Below are 19770 nucleotides of genomic sequence, written 5' to 3' on the forward strand. Positions count from 1 at the left end.
GCCCCCTATATAGAATTCATCATTTGAAACATCGGCATAATCATCGCTAAGTACATCAAAATGACTATAACCCCAAGACATGTAAATAAAATGGGTTGAATCACAAATAACATACGTTTAATTTTTTGTTCTACCTTTTCAATAATGAGCTCACTGTAATCACCAAGCTCATTTGCTAAATTACCGTTTGCTTGTCCATGCGTAATGATATAAGAAAGTTCTTTTTCGTAATAACCGCTTTTATCAATAATAGATTGTAACGGTTCTCCTGCAATTAATTGCCGCTCAATTCGGTCTGCTTCATACTGAAAGAACGGATGATACTTTTGCTTCATCATTATTGTTAATGCTTCGTGTACCGACAATCCACCGTGTAATAAACCACTTAATTGAGTGGAAAAATAATGCGAATGATTTAAAATAAGAAATGTTTTCATAAGGGGAATACGGATCATAATCTTTACCTTTTGAGTAGGCGGAAGTTTTCGGAAATAAAATATATATAAACTAAATCCCGTTATAACGATAAGAACAATCATATAAATGAAGTAGGGTAATAATTTAATTGCAACTAAAATTTGCTCCGTAAGTGGTGGTGCTGTAGAACGTAAAGAACTATACATCATTTCAAACTGAGGCAATAAAATGAGGTTAAAAACAGAAAGCATAATCATTAAAAAAAATGATAAAAACATAGGATATCGCATTACTTTCATCATATCTTTCCTATATTTATCTTTCTTGTAAAGAAGTACGCTCCCTTGTTGCAAAGCAAAAGAAATGTCACCATGTCGCTCTGCATAAAACAAATAACTTAACATCTCAGAGTGAAACATTAATTGGTGAAAAGAAGCGTGCAAACTTTGTCCATTTTTCAATCCCTCGATCATACGCTGTAACTGTAATTTCTTCCCTAATGGTAGTTGCAACTGCAAAAATTCTAACGCCTGCAAAAGTGAGTAACCTTTCTCTAATAAATCACTTAATCTTTTACATAATAATGCTTGATCACTTAAACTCCATTTTCTCTTAAACATATACATCTTCTTCTAAAAAGCCTAAAGCATACCCTTTTCGAACCGACGATTCCAACGTTTTATAGTGATACGTAACATGTTCTCCACTTGCTTCTTTAATCGCTTGTTTTAATTCATATCCATATAACAGTTCATAAATGCTTGCCTGTCTCACTTTCCTCATTGATTTACATAAAGTTGCACACTTCCCTCTGCAAAATGGACATTTTAATTCGACGAGCCGCTGAGCAGCTACTGCTAATAATGATTGTTCAATTTCTTGCCTTGTAATACCATAATCCATAAATCGTAGTATCGCTCCTTTCGCATCATTTGTATGCAAGGTTGTCATTACTAAATGTCCCGTCAAACTGGCCCTTACAGCTACTTTTGCTGTTTCTTCATCACGAATTTCGCCAACTAAAATAATATCTGGATCATGACGCAAAATAGCCTTTAATCCCGTTTTATATGTGATACCAGCTTTTTCATTTATTTGAATTTGTAATAAACCGTCTTTTCTTTGCTCAACTGGATCTTCCAGTGTAATAATGCGACGTGTTTGCCATTTTCTAGCTACTTCTAATAACGCATACATTGTTGTTGTTTTTCCAGAACCAGTTGGCCCAGTAAATACGAGTAACCCATGAGAATGCTTTAAAAAAGAGAGTAATTTTTCCGCTGAACTTGGAAATAACGAAAGATGAGACAGTGGCTGTACAGATGCTTGTAAATGGAGGCGAATAACGAGACTTTCTTGATATACTGTTGGAAGTGTTGAAAGGCGTAAATACACTTCTTGTCCATCAATTTGTAAGTACAACGAACCATTTTGAGGTTTTCTCCTCTCTCCTATATCCATTGATGCTAAAAATTTAAAGTGTGAAACAAGCTTTTCTCCAAATTCTTTCTCAATACACCGTTTCGTAATTAAATCTTTTCCAATACGTAATTGAATCGCCACATCCTTCTGCCTGGGCACAATATGTAAGTCCGATGCTCGCACCCTACAAGCTTCTTTCATAATCATATTTGCAAAAAGCTCGACACTATTCATCAAGTTTCCCTCCTCACTATGTATATATCATAAAAAAATGCACAAGAAAAATTAGAGATTTTGTATTTTCACTAAGAGAAAAAGGAAAAATATGTTTGTGAAATTATGAACAATTTCCGAATTATTGTCTGAAATTACCTATATAGAAGTTTATCTGTATTATAATGTTAATATCTTGGATAAAGTGATAAAGGTGGAGATCCTCATGGAACAAGCTTTAAAAATTACAGGTGTATTATCTGACCCTACTCGTTATTATATTTATAAATATATTTCGCAAAAACATAATTACGTAACTGTACAAGAAATTGCAGATGAGTTTAACATTCATCCAAACGTAGCGCGTTTACATTTATCTAAATTAGAAGATGTTAATATGCTCAAATCAGAAACAAAAAAAACTGGGAAAGGCGGCAGACCAAGCAGGCTATATGTCTTGTCTCAAGATGTCATCCAGTTACAATTCCCATTTCGCGATTATCAATTATTAGCGCAGATAGCATTTAATTCACTGCTAAGCTTAGGTAGTGCTGGTGAAAAAGCGCTATATGAAACAGGGAAACAATTCGGCAAAGAATTAATGCAACAACATATGCATCGCTTAAATGTAAGTGCAGAAGCATTGACGATAGAACAAAAAATGCTAATCGCAAAAGAAGCATTCTCAACAGCTGGCTTATCTCCTGCTTTTGAATTAAGTACAGATGGCACAAAAATTTTCTATGATGTACACAATTGTCCATTTAAAGAAGTTGCTGCGCATCATCCGACTGAAATTTGTAATATGCACGGAGATATGATGAAGGGGATTTTTGAAATCCTATTCCCGAACGTGGAATTAACACGAAACGATAGTCTACTAGATGGATGCAAATCTTGTAACTATAAAGTGAAACTTTAATCAGTGGGGGTGTTCTTCCCCCACTGATTATTAGCCCGCACCAATCGGGCTTTTACGGGCAGTTATCTCCCACCTAACTTCCTCGCATTTTGCCGAATTTTGAGGTGGGAGTTTTACTGCCCACAAATAGCGGGATAAAGTTCAAATTTAGTTTTTCAACTAAGAAGAAGTCAATATTATAATTGGCTTCTTTTTTATATGAATGAATATTTACAATAGTTAGAAAAATAAACTATAATGAAAAGAGGTTTTACTTTTTTTAGAAAAGGAGGGAGATGGCATGGAGCGCATGTTTCGCGTTCTCGGCTTTTGGACTGGAATTTTCTCGGTTATGTTTTACGTAGGGGATATGCATTCGACCGCACTACTATTTTTAGGACAAACAGGATTCTTCGTACTTTTAAGTTATTTAAAATTAACAGAGCGTATGTATATATACGTATTCGGGGCATATTTAACCGTTTTCTTCATCGGATTTACATGGTACACAACATTTTTACTTGTCCCTGGAGCTGGGCATTAAGAGATGGCAAATTGCCATCTTTTTTTTAATTCCGCAATTCCCTAGTTGACTTATAGGTTTTATTACCTTATATTCTATATAACACATTGGAATTAGGGGGAATCAACATGAATACACTGCTTGTCGGGATTAACATCACAGTCATGCTCATTTTAGTTGGCGTATTGTATTATATGCAACGTAAGCATGTATCTTTTAATAAACGTGTATTTACTGCTTTAGGAGTCGGAATTATCTTTGGTCTTATATTACAATTTATTTATGAACCTACTTCTAAAGTAATTATCGAATCAAATACCTGGTTTAGTTTAATTGGTAACGGTTATGTGAAATTACTTCAAATGATCGTTATGCCACTTATTTTAGTATCTATTATTTCAGCATTTACAAAATTACAATTAACGAAAAACCTTGGTAAAATCAGTGGTCTTATTATCGGAATTTTAATTCTTACTACAGGAATTGCCGCAGCTGTCGGTATAGCTGCAAGCGCAGGATTTGATGTATCAGCAACAGGATTACAACATGGTGATGCAGAATCTGCTCGTCTGAAATTAGTAGAAGAAAGATTTACTTCTATTGAAAAGACAACAATTCCAGACAAATTGTTAGAACTGTTGCCTACGAATCCTTTTCTTGATTTAACAGGTGCTCGTCCAACATCAACAATTTCTGTTGTAATATTTGCAGCCTTTATCGGGATTGCCTTTATAGGTGTAAAACGAAAATATCCAGAACAAGCAGAGCTATTTAAGAAAATGCTTGATGCTGTATATGCAATCGTAATGCGTATGGTAACATTAATTTTACGTCTTACTCCATACGGCGTATTAGCTCTTATGGCAAAGACAGTTGCTGGTAGCGATATTAACGCTATTTTAAAACTTGGTAACTTCGTGTTAGCATCTTACGTAGCTCTTATCGTAATGTTTATCATTCACTTATTATTAATCGCATTATCTGGTTTAAATCCAATTCAATATTTGAAAAAAGTGTTCCCTGTATTAACATTTGCATTTACATCTCGCTCTAGTGCTGGTGCAATGCCATTAAATATTGAAGCTCAAAAAGAAAAGCTTGGTATTTCTGAAGGAATCGCTAACTTCGCTGCATCCTTTGGGGTATCTATCGGTCAAAACGGTTGCGCAGGTATTTATCCAGCAATGCTTGCTATGATGGTCGCTCCAACTGTAGGAATTGATCCATTACAACCACAATTCATTTTAACTTTAATCGCTGTCGTTGCTATTAGCTCATTCGGTGTTGCCGGTGTTGGTGGCGGTGCAACATTCGCAGCGTTAATCGTACTATCTACAATGAACTTACCAATCGGCATTGTCGCTCTTGTTATCTCAGTTGAACCATTAATCGATATGGGTCGTACAGCTCTTAACGTAAGTGGTTCTATGACAGCTGGTCTTATTTCTAGTAAATGGCTTGGTGAATTAGATCAGGATACGTACAATCAAGATGATGTAAAAACTGGTGAGATTGCTTCATAATAAAAAAGGACGCTAACAATTTATACTGTTAGCGTCTTTTTTATTATGTTCCATCTCTATACATCTTCTCTTGAAAGTTATCACTCCAAGTATTCTTCTAGTTGCTCTTTTAACTCTTCCTCAATCTCATAACAAGATTCATCAACAAGTTCCCCTACTTTCTTACTCCCCCAAACTCTCGACTGAGTTGGCATCCCTAAAAAAGTATTTTCGCATCTCCAAATTGGAATAATGTAAAATTCAATCATCTCTCCTTCTTCATCTAATATCGCTATAGAAACTGATGAATAATATCCTATTTCAAAGGGATTCTCTTTTTCTCTTTCAAATCCCATATCTAATTTCATATTTTTCCCTATGTATAAATGCGAATACGCTTTAAAAAATCCAAGTGATATTCGCTCGATTTCCTTTTCCATACCTTTAATGTTCTCTTTCAACTCCAATGTAAACTCTTGTTCTTTATACTTCATTTCCGTATCCCCACACATAGAAAAAGAGAATATAATAACATATTCTCTTTTCTCAAATATATTTCATTATCTCACAGCCCGTCCCTTTCACAAATAACCATTTTGCTCGCACCATTTATGAAATTGTCCTACATCTACTCCAACTAACACGATATCCTTTAGCTCTACATCAATACTTTGTTCTCCAATTACAATAGCAAAATGGGATTCTAATTGTTTTTCATTTTTCTTTACAGTTCCAATTCGGTTCCGATGCGGCCCATCTTTTATATATGCTTTTTGTCCTACAATATCAAAGTTCAAGATTCTCACCTCTTTTACTGCGCTCAAATTGGAAATACAATCTCCACCTCGGAAAATTTCCTTTCATTGCACTATTTCTCTATATATATGACGAAACAATAAAAGAGTCCTTCCTTCTTTACAATTATTTTTTCTTTGTTTCATTTTTATGATTGAAACGTAAAGTTTATAATAAAATACACTTGGAAGCGCTTTCTACGTAATTTTTTATGTTATAATATAAAAGTAGAACTTCGTAAAGAGGGTTAAAAAATGAATACAAACATGATTAACAAAGTAATTGAAGCATTAAAAGTATATGGCTTTCAGGATGTATCATTCTGTGAAGAAACAAAGCAATTTTTATTTCATAACGAAACCGATATTATGAGCGGCTATGCAGAAATAACATATAGTAGTCAATTCGAAAAATTTAACGTACAAATTCATCCAATTGAAACGCATCACCAAGCAGAGTTACAAGAGGTTGAAAGACATATACAAGCTTGCATACGAAAAGTAGAGTATTTAAATGCACTTCTTACTGGACAAACAAAGCTAGATGATAAAATTATTATTATGTAAAAAAAAAAGAACGTGAAGCTATCACGTTCTTTTTCATTATACGTTCATTTTCCCCTTCAGCTGTAATCCTGTAACAGATTCTAATACATCCATCGCTTCTTCAAACGTCATATCAAAAATTGTCTTCTCTTCTATATAGGGAAACTGTCTAAAGCGCTTTTCTAACATTTTCACTGCATCCGATGTGAAGTTTGCGCTATCAATGCCAAATTCTGTTTCAAGAAGCACAATCCAATCTAACACATGAAAACCTAATCCATTTACGAATGAAATAAGTTTTTCTTCTGGCTGTGGAGATAAGAATACGTTTCGCTCCAGCTCACTGAAAAGTTCTTCTCCTAAAATTCCTGCTAACTCATCATCATGTTCGCGTTCAATAATCTCTTCATAACCGTAATCATCAACAAGCTCTTCTACTTCTTCACTATCCGCAAAAAGCAATTGACTAAGAATTGCATCTTTCTTAAATTCACTGTTTTGTACAACCTCTAAAAAACTTGTTTCCCATCCATTTTCTAATTTCATATTTATAACTCCTTTATATGCTTTACTTATAATAACTGTGCCCAAAATAGCCTAATGGTAACCTTCACTCTTTTTTTGCAAGAAATATTTCTCGCTGCATTCCCACGTCTAACATTCCACTTTATTTAATATATATGAGACAAGCCCCTCAATTTCTCCTTCGAAAATATCAACTTCTCGTAAATGGTAGAATGTCGTTTGCAACTCATTGCCCTTGTGATATATATAAATTTTCTTTTCTAAAGCAATTGCCATCCCTAATTCTGTATGACTTCCATTCCCACCCTCTAGTATGAGTAAGAAAACATCAGCTTCTCGTATCGCTTCTTGTTCTTCTTCACCAATCTTTTGCAATTGTTCTCTATTGGTTGCTCTTTCATTTTTCGTCCAATCATATGTATGCTGCCATCCCACTTCTTTCAACTGGCTTGATACGAAACGAACAAGATGTTTATTTTGAAATCCTGAAGCAATATAAAATTTCATTTATATTCACTCCTTAAATATGTATGGGGAAACTCCTTTTTTAGCGTTAATGGGATTTTTTCAAAAAAAATCCCCATCCTTAGAACTTATTTGCGTTTCAATGATGGGGTGCCTCATGATCTTCTTTTATTTTTTGTTTTTTATAACTTTCATCAGCTAACATTTCTAGTTCAGCTGTTATTTCTGATTTTTCAAGCTCTCGTTCTTGTGAAAATTTCCGTGAAATATAAACAATAACACTACCAACGTACAACACAAAGCATATAATAAGTGCAGTATTTTCATAGAGACTTAGCTCCAACACAGTCACTCCTAATCCATTCGTATTTTCACGCTTAATCAATTGGAATTTCCCTATTAACCATTTGTTACCCCGCATTAACGGGCAGTAAGACCCCCACCTCAAAATTCAACGAAAACAAAGAAGTTAGGTGTGGGATTAACTGCCCGTAAAAGCCCGATTGGTTCAACTAATAATCAGTGGGGATGAACCCCCCACTGATTAAAGTTTCACTTTATTGTAACATAAAAATATCAATTCTTGGAATCTTTCATCCTACTAAAAAAGACATGATTGTTTAATCATGCCTCTGAAATATGTTGAATGATAGTTTTAATCGCTTCTTTTCCATTATATTTTTTTAATGCTGTTTTATACGTCTCATTATTATGAGATAGCTCTTCTATATGCTTTATAAGTGAGTTCACCGTTACATCCTCTTCATATAATACCGATGCATACCCTTGTCTTTTAAAGGATTCAGCATTTAAAATTTGATCTCCACGGCTTGCAAATTTCGATAACGGAATTAAAACCATCGGCTTTTGCATTGTTAAAAATTCAAAAATCGCGTTGGATCCCGCACGTGAAATAACAAAATCTGTTGCTGCTAATATATCCGGCAACTCTTCATGTACATATTCAAATTGTCTATATCCTTCTTTATTTTGTAAGGATTCATCAAGATTTCCTTTTCCGCAAAGATGCACAATTTGATAATTTTTCAGAAGATCTGGAAGTGCCGATCGAACCGTTTCATTAATTTTCTTTGCGCCTAAACTTCCTCCCATAACAGTAATAACTGATTTCTTCCGGGAAAACCCTAGAAACTTTAAACCTTTTTCAAGATTTCCTCTTAGTACGTCTTCACGTACAGGCGATCCTGTATATATTACTTTTTCTTTCGGTAAATGTTTCGCTGCTTCTTCAAATGTAACAAATATTTTCGAGGCAAAACGGAGCGCAATTTTATTTGCTAGTCCAGGTGTTATATCAGATTCATGTAATAAAACTGGCACCCTATTTAGCCACCCTCCTATTACGACTGGTACGGATACGAAACCACCTTTTGAAAAAATAACATCCGGTTTTAGTTTACGAATTGTTACGTACGCATCCATAACACCCTTCATCACGAGAAAAGGATCTTTTATATTTTTCAAATCAAAATAACGACGTAGCTTCCCGCTTGCAATACTATGGTATGGGATTCCTTCTTTTTCTATAATCGTTTTCTCAATCCCTTGATGAGAACCAATATAAGAGATATCCCAGTTCTGCTTTTGTAAATGTGGAATAATTGCTAAATTAGGTGTTACATGCCCGGCCGAACCGCCACCTGTAAAGACTATTTTTTTCATACGTCTCCCCCTTCTACACTATAGTACACTAAAATACCTTGCCTCAGGGTGAGAAAATACCATAGCCGTTACAGACGCTTCTGGCTCCATCATAAATCCTTCTGTTAATGAAATACCTATTTCTTCTGGATGAATTAAGCGAAATAATTTTTCTTGATCAGCAAGTTCTGGGCATGCTGGATAACCAAATGATACGCGTATTCCTCTATATTTTGTACGGAATCTCTCTTCCATCGTCAATTCAGGCGAATCTGGAATTCCCCAACGATCACGAATGAGCATATGTGTTTTTTCAGCAAGTCCTTCTGCTAATTCAAGTGCTAACGACTGAATCGCATGACTGCGTAAATAATCTCCCTTCGCCTTCCATTCCTCTGCAATATCTCGAACCCCTTCTCCAACGGTAACAGATAAGAAAGCGACATAATCCATCTCATCTCCAATCGGGCGTATATAATCTCCTAAAGTACGGTATGGTGCTTTCCCTTGTCTCGGAAATTCAAATCGCTCTATAATACGTGTGTGATCTTCCGGATCGTATATAATTATATTTTGTCCATCACTTTGCGCCGGGAAAAATTGATACACCGCTTTTGGGCGTAACCAAGATTGTCCTTCTTGTAATAATTCATCAATTAAATCATTTAGCTCATGTGCTCTTTTATCCCCTTCTTGCAAGAGTTTTTTTACGTTTCCTTTTAACCCAAGATGGTGTCCAATTAACATTTGTCTATTTAAAAACGGTGCAAGATGAAGGGCAGGAATATCCCGTAATACAACTCGTTTCGTCGAATCTGGCACTATAACAGTTGCTTTTGGCAACGGCTCAATAACTGCGGGAATTTCTATTTTTTTCTCCTCTTGTTTCACAATATGAAGATAGCGTTCCTTTTTATCTCGCTTCATCTTTTCACGTTCTTCTTCTTTTTGTAATTTGTTAATAATATCAAGACCTGTCATTGCATCACTTGCATAACATACGAGCCCTTTATAAGATGGAGAAATACGATTATCTGTAAATTTCCTCGTTAGTGCTGCACCACCTACAACAATTGGAATATCAATATTCGCTGATTTTAAATCTTCAGCAGTCGTTACCATTTGTTGCGCTGATTTTACTAACAAACCAGAAAGGCCAATAATATCAGGTTTCTTTTCTTGTACTTCTTGAACAATTCGATCCGAACGAACATTAATTCCTAAATTAATAATTTCATATCCGTTATTTGATAAAATAATTTCAACAAGGTTTTTCCCAATATCATGTACGTCTCCTTTAACAGTCGCTAATAATACTTTCCCTTTTTTTGCACTCTCACTAGATTCCATATGTGGCTCTAAATAACTTACGGCAGCTTTCATACTTTCAGCACTTTGCAATACTTCAGCAACGATAAGCTCATTACCATTAAATAATCGCCCCACCTCATCCATTCCTGTCATAAGCGGCCCGTTAATAATATCCAGAGGTTTTCGTCCTTCTGTAAGCGCGAGACTTAGATCTTCTTGTAGTCCTTGCTTCGTACCTTCTACAATATAATTTGCCAGTCGTTCATCAAGTGTTAGCGTTTCTTGTATAACGACATCTTTCTTTTTGGCAACACGATAAAAGTTTGTAAATTTTTCTAACGTCTCTTTCGTCGTTTCAAATAATAATGCATCCGCAAGACGTTTTTCTTCCTCTGGAATTAACGCATAGCGTTCTAATTTTTCCGTATTAACAATCGCATAATCTAATCCTGCTTTCGTTGCATGATATAGAAAGACAGAGTTTAATACTTCACGTCCAGCTGGTGGTAAACCAAAAGATATATTACTCACACCTAGAATCGTTAAACATTCTGGTAACGCTTCTTTAATAAGACGAATTCCTTCTATAGTCGCTGCCGCTGAACCTATATATTCTTCATCACCTGTTCCTACAGGAAACACAAGCGCATCAAAAATAATATCAGATGGGCGTATACCATACTTTTTCGTTAGTAATTCATTGCTTCTTTTAGCAATCTCTATCTTTCTTTCTGCACTAACTGCCATACCATCTTCATCAATTGTCCCTACAACTATCGCAGCACCGTATTTCCGAAGAAGGGGTGTCACTTTTTCAAAACGTTCTTCTCCATCCTCTAAATTAATAGAATTGATAACACCTTTTCCTTGAATATAAGTAAGAGCTTTCGCCATAACATTTTCATCTGTTGAATCAATCATAATCGGTACTTTTAACACTTTCGTAACTTCTGCCAAGAATCTTTCCATATCTTCTATTTCATCACGATCAGGGTCTGCCATACAAATATCAATAATATGAGCATTTTTCTTCACTTGCGCTCTTGCCACTTCAGCAGCCTCTTCAAATTTCCCTTCTGCTACTAATCTTTTAAACTTACGCGATCCAATTACATTCGTTCTTTCTCCAACAAATAAAGGCCTCATAGAATCATCGTATTGCAACGCTTCTAGTCCACTAATTCCATGCCCAACCCTTTCATGATGCTCACGAGGATTAATCGAGGCAAGCGCCGATTTCATTACACGTATATGTTCTGGTGTTGTGCCACAACAACCACCAATAATATTAATCCATCCTTCTTCAGCAAAACGTTTTACTTTTTCAGCAAGTGACGCTGGAGATTCGTGATAATGCCCATCTTCATCAGGAAGACCAGCGTTTGGATAACACGAAATATAACACTCCGATAAATCAGATAGGGAACGTATATGTTCCCTCATAAATTCTGGACCAGTAGCACAGTTTAATCCAACCGATAATGGCTTCATATGCTCTACCGATAAATAAAAGGCTTCGATCGTTTGACCCGCTAAAGTCGTTCCCATCGGTTCAATTGTTCCAGAAATCATAATAGGTACTATTTTGTTTAGTTCTTCAAACGCCGATTGAATTCCAATGTACGCAGCTTTCACATTACGCATATCTTGACTCGTTTCAACGAGTAATACATCAACTTCTCCTCTTAATAGTCCTCTCGCTTGCCTTGTATAGGCTTCAATTAACTCTTCAAAAGTCACACCACCTGTAACACTAATCGCTTTCGTCGTTGGTCCCATCGCTCCCGCAACATACACTTCTTTCCCACTTTCTTTAACCGCTTGCTTCGCCACAAGCGCTGCCCTTTCGTTTAACTCTTCATCTAAATGAGACAATGCATAATCACTTAATACAATATTTGTTGCACCAAACGTATTCGTTTCAATAATATCTGCTCCAGCTTCAATGTAGACTTTATGAATATTTAAAATAACATCCGGTCTTGTTTTTACTAAATATTCATTACAACCTTCGTATTCTTCTCCTCCAAAATCTTCCGCTGTTAAGTCTTCTTGCTGGATCATCGTTCCCATTGCACCATCTAATATTAAAATTTCATGTTGTAATCTCTCTTCTATTCGTTTCATCAATTAATACCTTCTTTCACTTCTTGCTTTTCTCTCACATATTTCACGAGATGTTCTGTAATTTCATATTTTAAAAACGGTGTAATAAGATAAATACCGTTAAAGTATTTCATCGCCGCATCGATCAACTCTTGTGAAATACGAATCCCTTCTTCTATGGCTGCCTCTTTCGTTTCATGTCCATCCATTCTTTGTCTTATCTCTTCAGGGAGAGTAATACCCGGCACTTCAAAATGAAGAAAATCTGCATTCCGCTTACTTACTAACGGCATAATTCCAATAAAGATAGGTTGTTCCAAATGCTTTGTCGCTTCATATACTTCTTCTATTAAAGCAACATCATATATCGGCTGCGTTAAGAAATATTCAGCACCAGCATCAATTTTTCGTTCCATTCGCTTGACCGCTGCTTTTAAATGCCTTACATGAGGATTGAATGCACCTCCGACAGAAAATCTTGTTGCCGGACCAATTGATTTCCCTAAAATAGAGCGACCGTCGTTCATCTCTTTAATCATTTTAATGAGCTCTATCGATGACAAATCATATACAGAAGTTGCACCTGGGAAATCACCAACGCGCGCTGGATCACCAGTTAAAGCTAGCACTTCCTCCATACCTAATGCTGATAATCCAAGTAAGTGAGACTGTAGTCCAATGACGTTATGGTCTCTACACGTTAAATGCGTCAATACTGGAATATCATGCTTCGTTAATAATGCACCCATAGCCATATTCGAAACACGAGGAGATGCTAATGAATTATCTGCTAGAGTAATAGCATCCGCTCCAGCCCTTTTCAGTGCTCTTGCCCCTTCAAAAAAACGCTGCGTGTCTAACGTTTTCGGTGGATCTAATTCCACTACAACTGTCGTTTGTTTCTTTGCCTTTTCTGCTAGAGTAACATGAGCTCTCGAACGCTTCTCATGTGTATGGACCACTTTAGGCCTTTGAATCGTCTCCTTTGCTATTACAGGTGCAACATTTGCAATAGCACGTTTCATTCCTTCAATATGTTCCGGGGTAGTACCACAACAACCACCTAATAAACGAATACCTTGTTCAATAAATTTCGGTGTCATCTCTTCAAAATACGCTGGACTTCCCTCATATACGTAACGCCCTTCCACATAATTCGGGAGACCTGCATTCGGATATGCTGATAAATAGCCATTTTGAGGAATCGATATCATTTTGAAAGCTTCCGTCATATGAAGTGGCCCTAATTGACAGTTCAATCCAACAACATTGGCACCGTAATCCAAAAGCTGTTTTAATATTTCATTGACATCATTCCCATTTTGAGTCGTACCTGCCTCATGTAACGCTAACTGAGCAACAATCGGAATACTCGTTTGTTTACGCAATACTTTAACGGCATGCAATAATTCAAATTCATCATAAAAAGTTTCTAATAGTAATCCATCAACCTGTTCTTCTAGTAAAGCACCTGCCTGCTCAAGTAACATAAATTCTCGCTCTATATCAGTCGTTGTAACAGCACCAATATGTTTCATACCTCCAATTGTCCCTAAAATTGCATTCCGATCTGTTACTGATGCTTTCGCAATATTCACTGCCGCTTTATTAATTTGGACAACTTGATTCTCTAGACCATACATGCGGAGTTTCGCTTCATTCGCACCATACGTATTCGTTTGAATAACATCCGCTCCAGCAGCTACATATTGTTTATGGATCGATATAATTAAGTCCGGATCAGACAAATTCAATTCTTCAAAACTACTTTGTAAACCATGCGAATGTAATAACGTTCCAACCGCACCATCACCTATTACAATTCCTTTTGATAATAAATCTAGTAATTTCACGAATCTCCCTCATTTCTATCAATATAAAAACCCCCTCTTCACTTTGAAGAGGGGGACATAATTGTTCCTCCTCTTATTATGCAAAACACACGTTTTGCAGGTTTTAGCACCGTTTCAAACATTTAGTTTGAAGGTTGCCGGGTTTCACAGGGCCTTTCCCTCCACCGCTCTCAATAAGAGTTTGTCTTTATTATTTTATTTATGTAGCTAAAAGGAAATACGTTCCCCTTTTAACAATGTTTGTTAATTTTTTATAAATTTAGCACGCACTAAAATAAAAGTCAATGACACTTGCGGAAAAATAAAAATTATTTGAAATAAAGTTGCAATTCAATTATCTTTTGTTGTAAAGTTAAAACCATAATAAAATTTCATACGAACATTCTTATCTAGAGAGGTAGAGGGACTGGCCCTTTGACGCCTCAGCAACCATTAACATTCATTCGTTAATAAGGTGCTAATTCCAGCAAATTGTGAAAGATTTGACAGATGAGAAGAAGACTCTATTCAATCCGAAAGCCTTCTTCTTAGAAGGCTTTTTTTATTTTCACTTAGTCGTTCACTTTAAAAAGGGGGAATTTTCACATGTCAACAATCGAAACAAAACTAGCACAAATCGGGAACCGTAGCGAAACTACAACAGGAACTGTTAATCCACCTGTTTATTTCTCAACTGCTTATCGTCACGAAGGAATTGGTAAATCTACTGGCTTTGACTATTCAAGAACTGGAAATCCGACTCGCGGTCTTTTAGAACAGGCAATTGCAGACTTAGAAAGCGGTGAGCAAGGGTATGCCTGTAGTTCAGGAATGGCGGCTGTTCTCCTTGTCCTTTCACTATTCCGTTCCGGAGATGAGCTTATCGTATCTGAAGACTTATACGGGGGAACATATCGTCTATTTTCCGAACATGAAGACAAGTGGAATATTCGATGTAGATACGTAGATACACAATCTATTAAACAAATTGAGCAAGCAATCACATCTCAAACGAAGGCTATTTTCATAGAAACACCGACTAATCCATTAATGCAAGTAACTGATATCGTAAGTGTAGCAAGTGTAGCGAAAAGGCACGGACTACTTCTCATTGTAGATAACACGTTCTATACACCTTATATACAGCAACCATTAACAGAAGGTGCAAACATCGTCCTTCACAGCGCAACTAAATATTTAGGCGGTCATAACGATGTACTAAGCGGACTTGTCGTTGCGAAAGGGAAATCTCTTTGCGAGGAGCTTGCTCATTATCATAATGCCTCTGGTGCTGTCTTAAGCCCGTTTGATTCATGGCTATTAATTCGAGGCATGAAGACTTTAGCACTTCGCATGAAACAGCATGAAGAAAACGCCCATGCAATTGTTGCTTATTTAAATGATGAAGATGGTGTGACAGATGTATTTTATCCAGGAAGAGGTGGTATGATTTCATTTCGCCTTCAAGATGAAACTTGGATTAATCCTTTCTTACAATCTTTATCCTTAATTACATTTGCTGAAAGTCTTGGCGGTGTCGAAAGTTTAATGACTTATCCAGCAACGCAAACTCATGCCGACATTCCAGAAGATGTTCGAACAGCACGTGGTGTTTGTAATCGTCTTCTCCGTTTTTCAGTCGGCATCGAAAATAGCAACGACTTAATTCAAGACTTAAAGCAAGCAATTAAAATTGTAAAAGAAGGTGTAAGAATATGAGTTATTCCATAGATACGCTTTTACTGCATAATCAATACAAGCATGACTCACACACAGGAGCTGTTAACGTTCCCATCTATAACACATCAACATTCCATCAGTTTGATGTAGATGCTTTTGGAAAGTATGACTATAGTAGATCTGGAAATCCAACACGTGAAGCTCTTGAAGATATCATTGCTTTATTAGAAGGCGGGACAAAAGGATTTGCCTTTGCATCAGGCATTGCAGCCATTTCTACTGCATTTCTCCTTCTTTCACAAGGTGACCATGTTCTTATTTCAGAAGATGTATATGGAGGCACTTACCGAATTATAACTGAAGTTCTCTCTCGTTACGGTGTTTCACATACATTTGTTGATATGACCAATTTAGAGGCAATAAAACAAAATATCAAACCGAATACGAAGCTCTTTTATGTAGAAACACCATCTAACCCACTTTTAAAAGTGACAGATATTCGCGAGGTTTCTAAACTCGCAAAATCTATTGGTGCTCTTACATTTGTTGATAATACATTTTTGACACCACTATTCCAGAAGCCACTTGACCTTGGCGCCGATGTCGTTCTTCATAGTGCCACAAAATTCATTGCCGGTCATAGTGATGTTACTGCCGGATTAGCAGTTGTAAAAGATGCCGAACTCGCTCAAAAACTTGGATTTTTACAAAATGCATTCGGCGCTATTTTAGGACCGCAAGACTGTTCTCTCGTGCTTCGCGGCATTAAAACATTGCATGTACGTCTCGAACATTCAGCTGCAGGTGCCAACAAAATCGCACATTTTTTACAAGAGCACTCTAAAGTTCAAAATGTCTATTACCCTGGATTACAATCACATCTTGGCTATAGTATTCAACAAACTCAAGCAACATCAGCTGGGGCTGTTTTATCTTTCACCTTACAATCCGAAGATGCACTGCGCCAATTTTTATCAAAAGTTAAACTACCCGTTTTTGCGGTTAGTCTAGGAGCTGTTGAATCTATTCTTTCATATCCAGCAAAAATGTCACATGCAGCTTTATCACAGGAAGCACGTGATGAAAGAGGGATTTCCAATTCATTACTTCGTTTATCGGTTGGTCTTGAAAATGTTAACGATTTAATATCCGATTTCGAAAATGCTCTTTCTTATGTCGAAGAACCTATTAATGCATAGAGAGAAAAGAAGATATGAAATTAAGTTTTTATATCTTCTTTTTATGCTGTCTAGCATATTCATTTTAATGCTTCTCTTTCTGTTATAGTCCATAAAAAAATAAAAATGCATTATCTATTTCCAAGTAATGGATTAATTGATATATTAAGAAATAAAAAAAGGGGTAAAAATAATGGATACTTGTGCAGATATTTTAATCGTTATCGATTTACAAAATGGGGTATGCTATAGCAAAGAGCATTTATTCGATTTACAAAATTTACTTACAAAAGTAAATAAAAGAATTTCTTCATACAGAAAATCAAATAAACCAATCATTTTTGTTCAACATTGTGATGATGATTTGGTACCCGAAAACGAACTTTGGGCTATTCATACCAATCTAGATGTTCAAGAACAAGATTTTTTTGTAAGAAAAACACATGCAAATTCATTTTATAAAACGAACTTAAAAGAGATTTTAGAACAATTATCTGTACATCATATTGAATTTTGTGGTGCCCAAACAGAGTACTGTATGGATGCTACGATTAAATTTGCCCATGGACTAGGATACAAAAACTTCATGGTACAGAAAACAACCTCTACATTAAATAATCCATTTATGTCCGCAAAAGAGACAATTAATTTTTATGAGAATATATGGAATCACAGATTTTTAAAATTGATACAAGATTAACTCTAGAATAAATGACTAATGGTTTGATCATTCTAAGATTTATCAGCTACACTCAAATATTTCATTATCACCATTATAAAGAAGCTGATTATAATCAACTTCTTTTAACCTGTTTTATATTCTATATATAACATTATAATTCCTTTGTCATATTATTTTAAAAATTTTGTATATTCATTTGAAAGAATAAGAAAATCATGATAAAATTGTGTTACGAATATATCTATATCTTTCAATTTTTGAAACGCATCAAAATTTTCACCCAAAAATGTCATTTTACAAAACTGTGCTAATTTATCTATTTTATTTACATCAGGGTCTCTTTTCTTACAATTTCTTTACTTTAGGACTCTTTTTCTGCAACAACTATTTTCTTTTCTTTAAATTTTTGGTATGTATAGTATGGTATAACAGCTCACACGGAGGTGGAAAAGAACATGTTAGAAACCTTTCAAAAAGAAATAGAACTATATGAAAGCAATGCAGAATTATTGAAAGTGCTTGCTCATCCTGTTCGCTTATGTATTGTAAAAGGATTAATTGAACGTGGCCCAAGCAATGTTTCTACAATGTACACAGGCTTAAACATGCCACAATCTACAATTTCACAGCATTTAGCAAAGTTAAAAAGTGCTAAAATCGTTTCTAGTGAAAGAAAAGGATTAGAAATTTACTACAAAGTAGAAAATGAAACAATTATTCAACTCGTTCGCGTATTATTAGGTTAGGGACTAATAGACGGAGAAAAAGAACGTATTCTATATTTTTCATCTCATATCTTTAATATAAATATATATCATGAGAGGAAATATATAATACTACATAAGTCGTATTAAAAAACAAGACACAGAATTATACTGTGTCTTGTTTTTTTTCATATTGTTAAATATTGATTCAAATGTAAATTCTTCATATCTTTCGTATGTATAACAACATCAAAAGCACTTCCTAAGCCTCCGTTCAAAATCATAGAACGAACTGCTCGATTTCGTTTTTGAGTTTCAGAAAATGGATTCGTATCTTGATGACTCGTAAGCTGTTCTAATATTCCTGCCGCTAACAAAAATTCAGATTGCTTCTTATGCCATACTGCACCCATTCCTTGGAGGCTAAAAATCTCCTTCAGCTCATCCCAATGAATATGAGTCGTAAGATCCATTTCACCTGGATGCTCTAGAGGATTCCGTATTAGCTCATGCTGATAGTATCCTCGTAAACTTCCTTCTTGATGTGCAGGATGCATCCATTCTTCTTTTGTATATCCATAATCAACTGTAATACATATACCTTTCTGAAACCATTTCGTAATCTCTTCTATATACTCTTCCATTGCAATAGGCACTTCAAAGCGCTGTCCCTCCGCAATATGAATGTTATATTTCAATAAGTAACGACCGATTCTTTTCTCAATCGGTCTAAATATTTCTGTAAGGTTCCCCTCATCTGTATACGTGATACGTACTTCATACAAAATTCCATTTCTTTTCTCAACTATTTCAACAGGAAACGAATCAAATAATTCATTCGAAAAAATAATTCCTTCGAAAGACTCTCCCATTTCAATATAAGATGTATAATAGGATACATTATCAACTGAGCAAAGCCTCTCCTGCTGCAATCTTCTATGAAAAGGGCTCACTTCAATAATTGAATAGTTTAAATTGATAAAGGTTTCCGGAGATAATTGTTTCCATTCTTGTAAAACATCATAGGCAAACTTTCCTGTTCCCCCACCAATCTCACAAATATTTGGAGAAACTTCTCCCTTTTCAACAAGCCGAATAAAAAACTTAGCAAAAGTCTTCGCAAATACAGAGGATACATTGCTACTCGTAAAAAAATCTCCCCGTCTGCCAATTTTTTCACGTTCTCTCATATAATACCCATGTCCCTCTGCATATAATGCGAGGTTCATATACGTACTATATGAAATCGAATGATCCTTTTCTTTTTCCATCCATTCTCTTAAAATGAGCTCCATCCCCATAATGAC

The 19770-nt window shown here is 35.6% G+C and carries 19 protein-coding genes and 2 riboswitches; of the genes, 8 read left to right on the forward strand and 11 right to left on the reverse strand.

Annotation, left to right across the window (positions count from 1 at the left end):
• Positions 1-5 precede the first annotated feature (5 nt).
• Together comGB and comGA are read right to left on the reverse strand one after the other, a co-directional pair.
• Positions 6-1043, reverse strand: a complete 1038-nt coding sequence (gene comGB, locus DN408_RS10360; RefSeq protein ID WP_016096112.1) for a competence type IV pilus assembly protein ComGB — start codon at positions 1041-1043, stop codon at positions 6-8.
• Complete coding sequence (gene comGA / locus DN408_RS10365; protein ID WP_078203155.1) at positions 1030-2073, reverse strand: competence type IV pilus ATPase ComGA; 1044 nt, start codon at positions 2071-2073, stop codon at positions 1030-1032. The genes comGB and comGA overlap by 14 nt, the downstream gene beginning before the upstream one ends.
• Positions 2074-2278: 205 nt before the next feature.
• On the opposite strand from comGA, the gene DN408_RS10370 reads away from it, so the two are divergent.
• The 3 genes from DN408_RS10370 to DN408_RS10380 all read left to right on the forward strand — a co-directional run bounded on the left by DN408_RS10370 (position 2279) and on the right by DN408_RS10380 (position 4999).
• The gene (locus DN408_RS10370) at positions 2279-2974 is read left to right on the forward strand and encodes a helix-turn-helix transcriptional regulator (protein ID WP_002014995.1); all 696 of its coding nucleotides are present in this window, start codon (positions 2279-2281) and stop codon (positions 2972-2974) included.
• Between the two features lie 280 nt (positions 2975-3254).
• Positions 3255-3497 carry a DUF2626 domain-containing protein gene (locus tag DN408_RS10375; RefSeq protein WP_002015110.1) on the forward strand — a complete coding sequence of 81 codons (243 nt, stop codon included), beginning with the start codon at positions 3255-3257 and terminating at the stop codon, positions 3495-3497.
• A 107-nt stretch (positions 3498-3604) separates the two neighbouring features.
• Positions 3605-4999 carry an L-cystine transporter gene (locus DN408_RS10380; RefSeq protein ID WP_147740080.1) on the forward strand — a complete coding sequence of 465 codons (1395 nt, stop codon included), beginning with the start codon at positions 3605-3607 and terminating at the stop codon, positions 4997-4999.
• A gap of 80 nt (positions 5000-5079) precedes the next feature.
• On the opposite strand, the gene DN408_RS10385 is transcribed toward DN408_RS10380, so the two are convergent.
• Together DN408_RS10385 and DN408_RS10390 are read right to left on the reverse strand one after the other, a co-directional pair.
• A complete protein-coding gene (locus DN408_RS10385) occupies positions 5080-5472 on the reverse strand; it encodes a hypothetical protein (protein WP_002190672.1) in 393 nt (130 codons plus the stop codon).
• A gap of 87 nt (positions 5473-5559) precedes the next feature.
• Positions 5560-5775, reverse strand: coding sequence for a DUF3912 family protein (locus tag DN408_RS10390; RefSeq protein ID WP_002067106.1), 216 nt, complete (start codon positions 5773-5775; stop codon positions 5560-5562).
• A gap of 252 nt (positions 5776-6027) precedes the next feature.
• Here DN408_RS10390 and DN408_RS10395 point away from each other — a divergent pair, with 252 nt between their 5' ends.
• Entirely contained in the window at positions 6028-6339 is a 312-nt protein-coding gene (locus DN408_RS10395) for a hypothetical protein (protein ID WP_002129099.1), read from the forward strand.
• A gap of 36 nt (positions 6340-6375) precedes the next feature.
• Here the strand turns inward: DN408_RS10395 and DN408_RS10400 are convergent, their stop codons facing one another.
• The 6 genes from DN408_RS10400 to DN408_RS10430 all read right to left on the reverse strand — a co-directional run bounded on the left by DN408_RS10400 (position 6376) and on the right by DN408_RS10430 (position 14240).
• Positions 6376-6864, reverse strand: coding sequence for a hypothetical protein (locus DN408_RS10400; RefSeq protein ID WP_002015119.1), 489 nt, complete (start codon positions 6862-6864; stop codon positions 6376-6378).
• A 108-nt stretch (positions 6865-6972) separates the two neighbouring features.
• Positions 6973-7350, reverse strand: a complete 378-nt coding sequence (locus DN408_RS10405) for a nucleoside 2-deoxyribosyltransferase (RefSeq protein WP_002034029.1) — start codon at positions 7348-7350, stop codon at positions 6973-6975.
• 97 nt (positions 7351-7447) lie between these two features.
• Positions 7448-7690 carry a DUF3966 domain-containing protein gene (locus tag DN408_RS10410; RefSeq protein WP_085960924.1) on the reverse strand — a complete coding sequence of 81 codons (243 nt, stop codon included), beginning with the start codon at positions 7688-7690 and terminating at the stop codon, positions 7448-7450.
• A gap of 242 nt (positions 7691-7932) precedes the next feature.
• Positions 7933-8991 (reverse strand): undecaprenyldiphospho-muramoylpentapeptide beta-N-acetylglucosaminyltransferase, encoded by a 1059-nt coding sequence (locus DN408_RS10420; RefSeq protein WP_078178169.1) that lies wholly within the window; start codon positions 8989-8991, stop codon positions 7933-7935.
• An 18-nt stretch (positions 8992-9009) separates the two neighbouring features.
• A complete protein-coding gene (gene metH, locus DN408_RS10425) occupies positions 9010-12408 on the reverse strand; it encodes a methionine synthase (protein WP_147740081.1) in 3399 nt (1132 codons plus the stop codon).
• Positions 12408-14240, reverse strand: a complete 1833-nt coding sequence (locus DN408_RS10430; protein ID WP_002129106.1) for a bifunctional homocysteine S-methyltransferase/methylenetetrahydrofolate reductase — start codon at positions 14238-14240, stop codon at positions 12408-12410. The genes metH and DN408_RS10430 overlap by 1 nt, the downstream gene beginning before the upstream one ends.
• Positions 14241-14310: 70 nt before the next feature.
• A riboswitch (SAM riboswitch) is annotated at positions 14311-14420 on the reverse strand.
• Between the two features lie 202 nt (positions 14421-14622).
• Positions 14623-14736, forward strand: a riboswitch (SAM riboswitch).
• 89 nt (positions 14737-14825) lie between these two features.
• On the opposite strand from DN408_RS10430, the gene metI reads away from it, so the two are divergent.
• The 4 genes from metI (at position 14826) to DN408_RS10450 (ending at position 18505) form a co-directional block, all read left to right on the forward strand.
• A complete protein-coding gene (gene metI / locus DN408_RS10435) occupies positions 14826-15938 on the forward strand; it encodes a cystathionine gamma-synthase/O-acetylhomoserine thiolyase (RefSeq protein ID WP_002184958.1) in 1113 nt (370 codons plus the stop codon).
• Positions 15935-17098: a cystathionine beta-lyase gene (gene metC / locus DN408_RS10440; protein ID WP_002165069.1), complete on the forward strand. Its 1164-nt coding sequence runs from the start codon at positions 15935-15937 to the stop codon at positions 17096-17098. Before metI ends, metC begins: the two co-directional genes overlap by 4 nt.
• Positions 17099-17270: 172 nt before the next feature.
• Entirely contained in the window at positions 17271-17777 is a 507-nt protein-coding gene (locus tag DN408_RS10445) for a cysteine hydrolase family protein (protein WP_078178167.1), read from the forward strand.
• A 437-nt stretch (positions 17778-18214) separates the two neighbouring features.
• Positions 18215-18505 carry an ArsR/SmtB family transcription factor gene (locus tag DN408_RS10450; protein ID WP_000894375.1) on the forward strand — a complete coding sequence of 97 codons (291 nt, stop codon included), beginning with the start codon at positions 18215-18217 and terminating at the stop codon, positions 18503-18505.
• A 146-nt stretch (positions 18506-18651) separates the two neighbouring features.
• On the opposite strand, the gene DN408_RS10455 is transcribed toward DN408_RS10450, so the two are convergent.
• Positions 18652-19764 (reverse strand): class I SAM-dependent methyltransferase, encoded by a 1113-nt coding sequence (locus DN408_RS10455; RefSeq protein WP_002129109.1) that lies wholly within the window; start codon positions 19762-19764, stop codon positions 18652-18654.
• Between the last annotated feature and the right edge of the window lie 6 nt (positions 19765-19770).

Source organism: Bacillus sp. AR13-1, assembly GCF_008042285.1.
Taxonomy (GTDB): domain Bacteria; phylum Bacillota; class Bacilli; order Bacillales; family Bacillaceae_G; genus Bacillus_A; species Bacillus_A mycoides.

Excerpts from the sequence above, each read along its gene's own strand:
- comGB (WP_016096112.1), bottom strand. The coding sequence starts at position 1,043 with ATGTATATGTTTAAGAGAAAATGGAGTTTAAGTGATCAAGCATTATTA.
- comGA (WP_078203155.1), bottom strand. The coding sequence starts at position 2,073 with ATGAATAGTGTCGAGCTTTTTGCAAATATGATTATGAAAGAAGCTTGT.
- DN408_RS10370 (WP_002014995.1), top strand. The coding sequence starts at position 2,279 with ATGGAACAAGCTTTAAAAATTACAGGTGTATTATCTGACCCTACTCGT.
- DN408_RS10375 (WP_002015110.1), top strand. The coding sequence starts at position 3,255 with ATGGAGCGCATGTTTCGCGTTCTCGGCTTTTGGACTGGAATTTTCTCG.
- DN408_RS10380 (WP_147740080.1), top strand. The coding sequence starts at position 3,605 with ATGAATACACTGCTTGTCGGGATTAACATCACAGTCATGCTCATTTTA.
- DN408_RS10385 (WP_002190672.1), bottom strand. The coding sequence starts at position 5,472 with ATGAAGTATAAAGAACAAGAGTTTACATTGGAGTTGAAAGAGAACATT.
- DN408_RS10395 (WP_002129099.1), top strand. The coding sequence starts at position 6,028 with ATGAATACAAACATGATTAACAAAGTAATTGAAGCATTAAAAGTATAT.
- DN408_RS10400 (WP_002015119.1), bottom strand. The coding sequence starts at position 6,864 with ATGAAATTAGAAAATGGATGGGAAACAAGTTTTTTAGAGGTTGTACAA.
- DN408_RS10405 (WP_002034029.1), bottom strand. The coding sequence starts at position 7,350 with ATGAAATTTTATATTGCTTCAGGATTTCAAAATAAACATCTTGTTCGT.
- DN408_RS10420 (WP_078178169.1), bottom strand. The coding sequence starts at position 8,991 with ATGAAAAAAATAGTCTTTACAGGTGGCGGTTCGGCCGGGCATGTAACA.
- metH (WP_147740081.1), bottom strand. The coding sequence starts at position 12,408 with ATGAAACGAATAGAAGAGAGATTACAACATGAAATTTTAATATTAGAT.
- metI (WP_002184958.1), top strand. The coding sequence starts at position 14,826 with ATGTCAACAATCGAAACAAAACTAGCACAAATCGGGAACCGTAGCGAA.
- metC (WP_002165069.1), top strand. The coding sequence starts at position 15,935 with ATGAGTTATTCCATAGATACGCTTTTACTGCATAATCAATACAAGCAT.
- DN408_RS10445 (WP_078178167.1), top strand. The coding sequence starts at position 17,271 with ATGGATACTTGTGCAGATATTTTAATCGTTATCGATTTACAAAATGGG.
- DN408_RS10450 (WP_000894375.1), top strand. The coding sequence starts at position 18,215 with ATGTTAGAAACCTTTCAAAAAGAAATAGAACTATATGAAAGCAATGCA.
- DN408_RS10455 (WP_002129109.1), bottom strand. The coding sequence starts at position 19,764 with ATGGGGATGGAGCTCATTTTAAGAGAATGGATGGAAAAAGAAAAGGAT.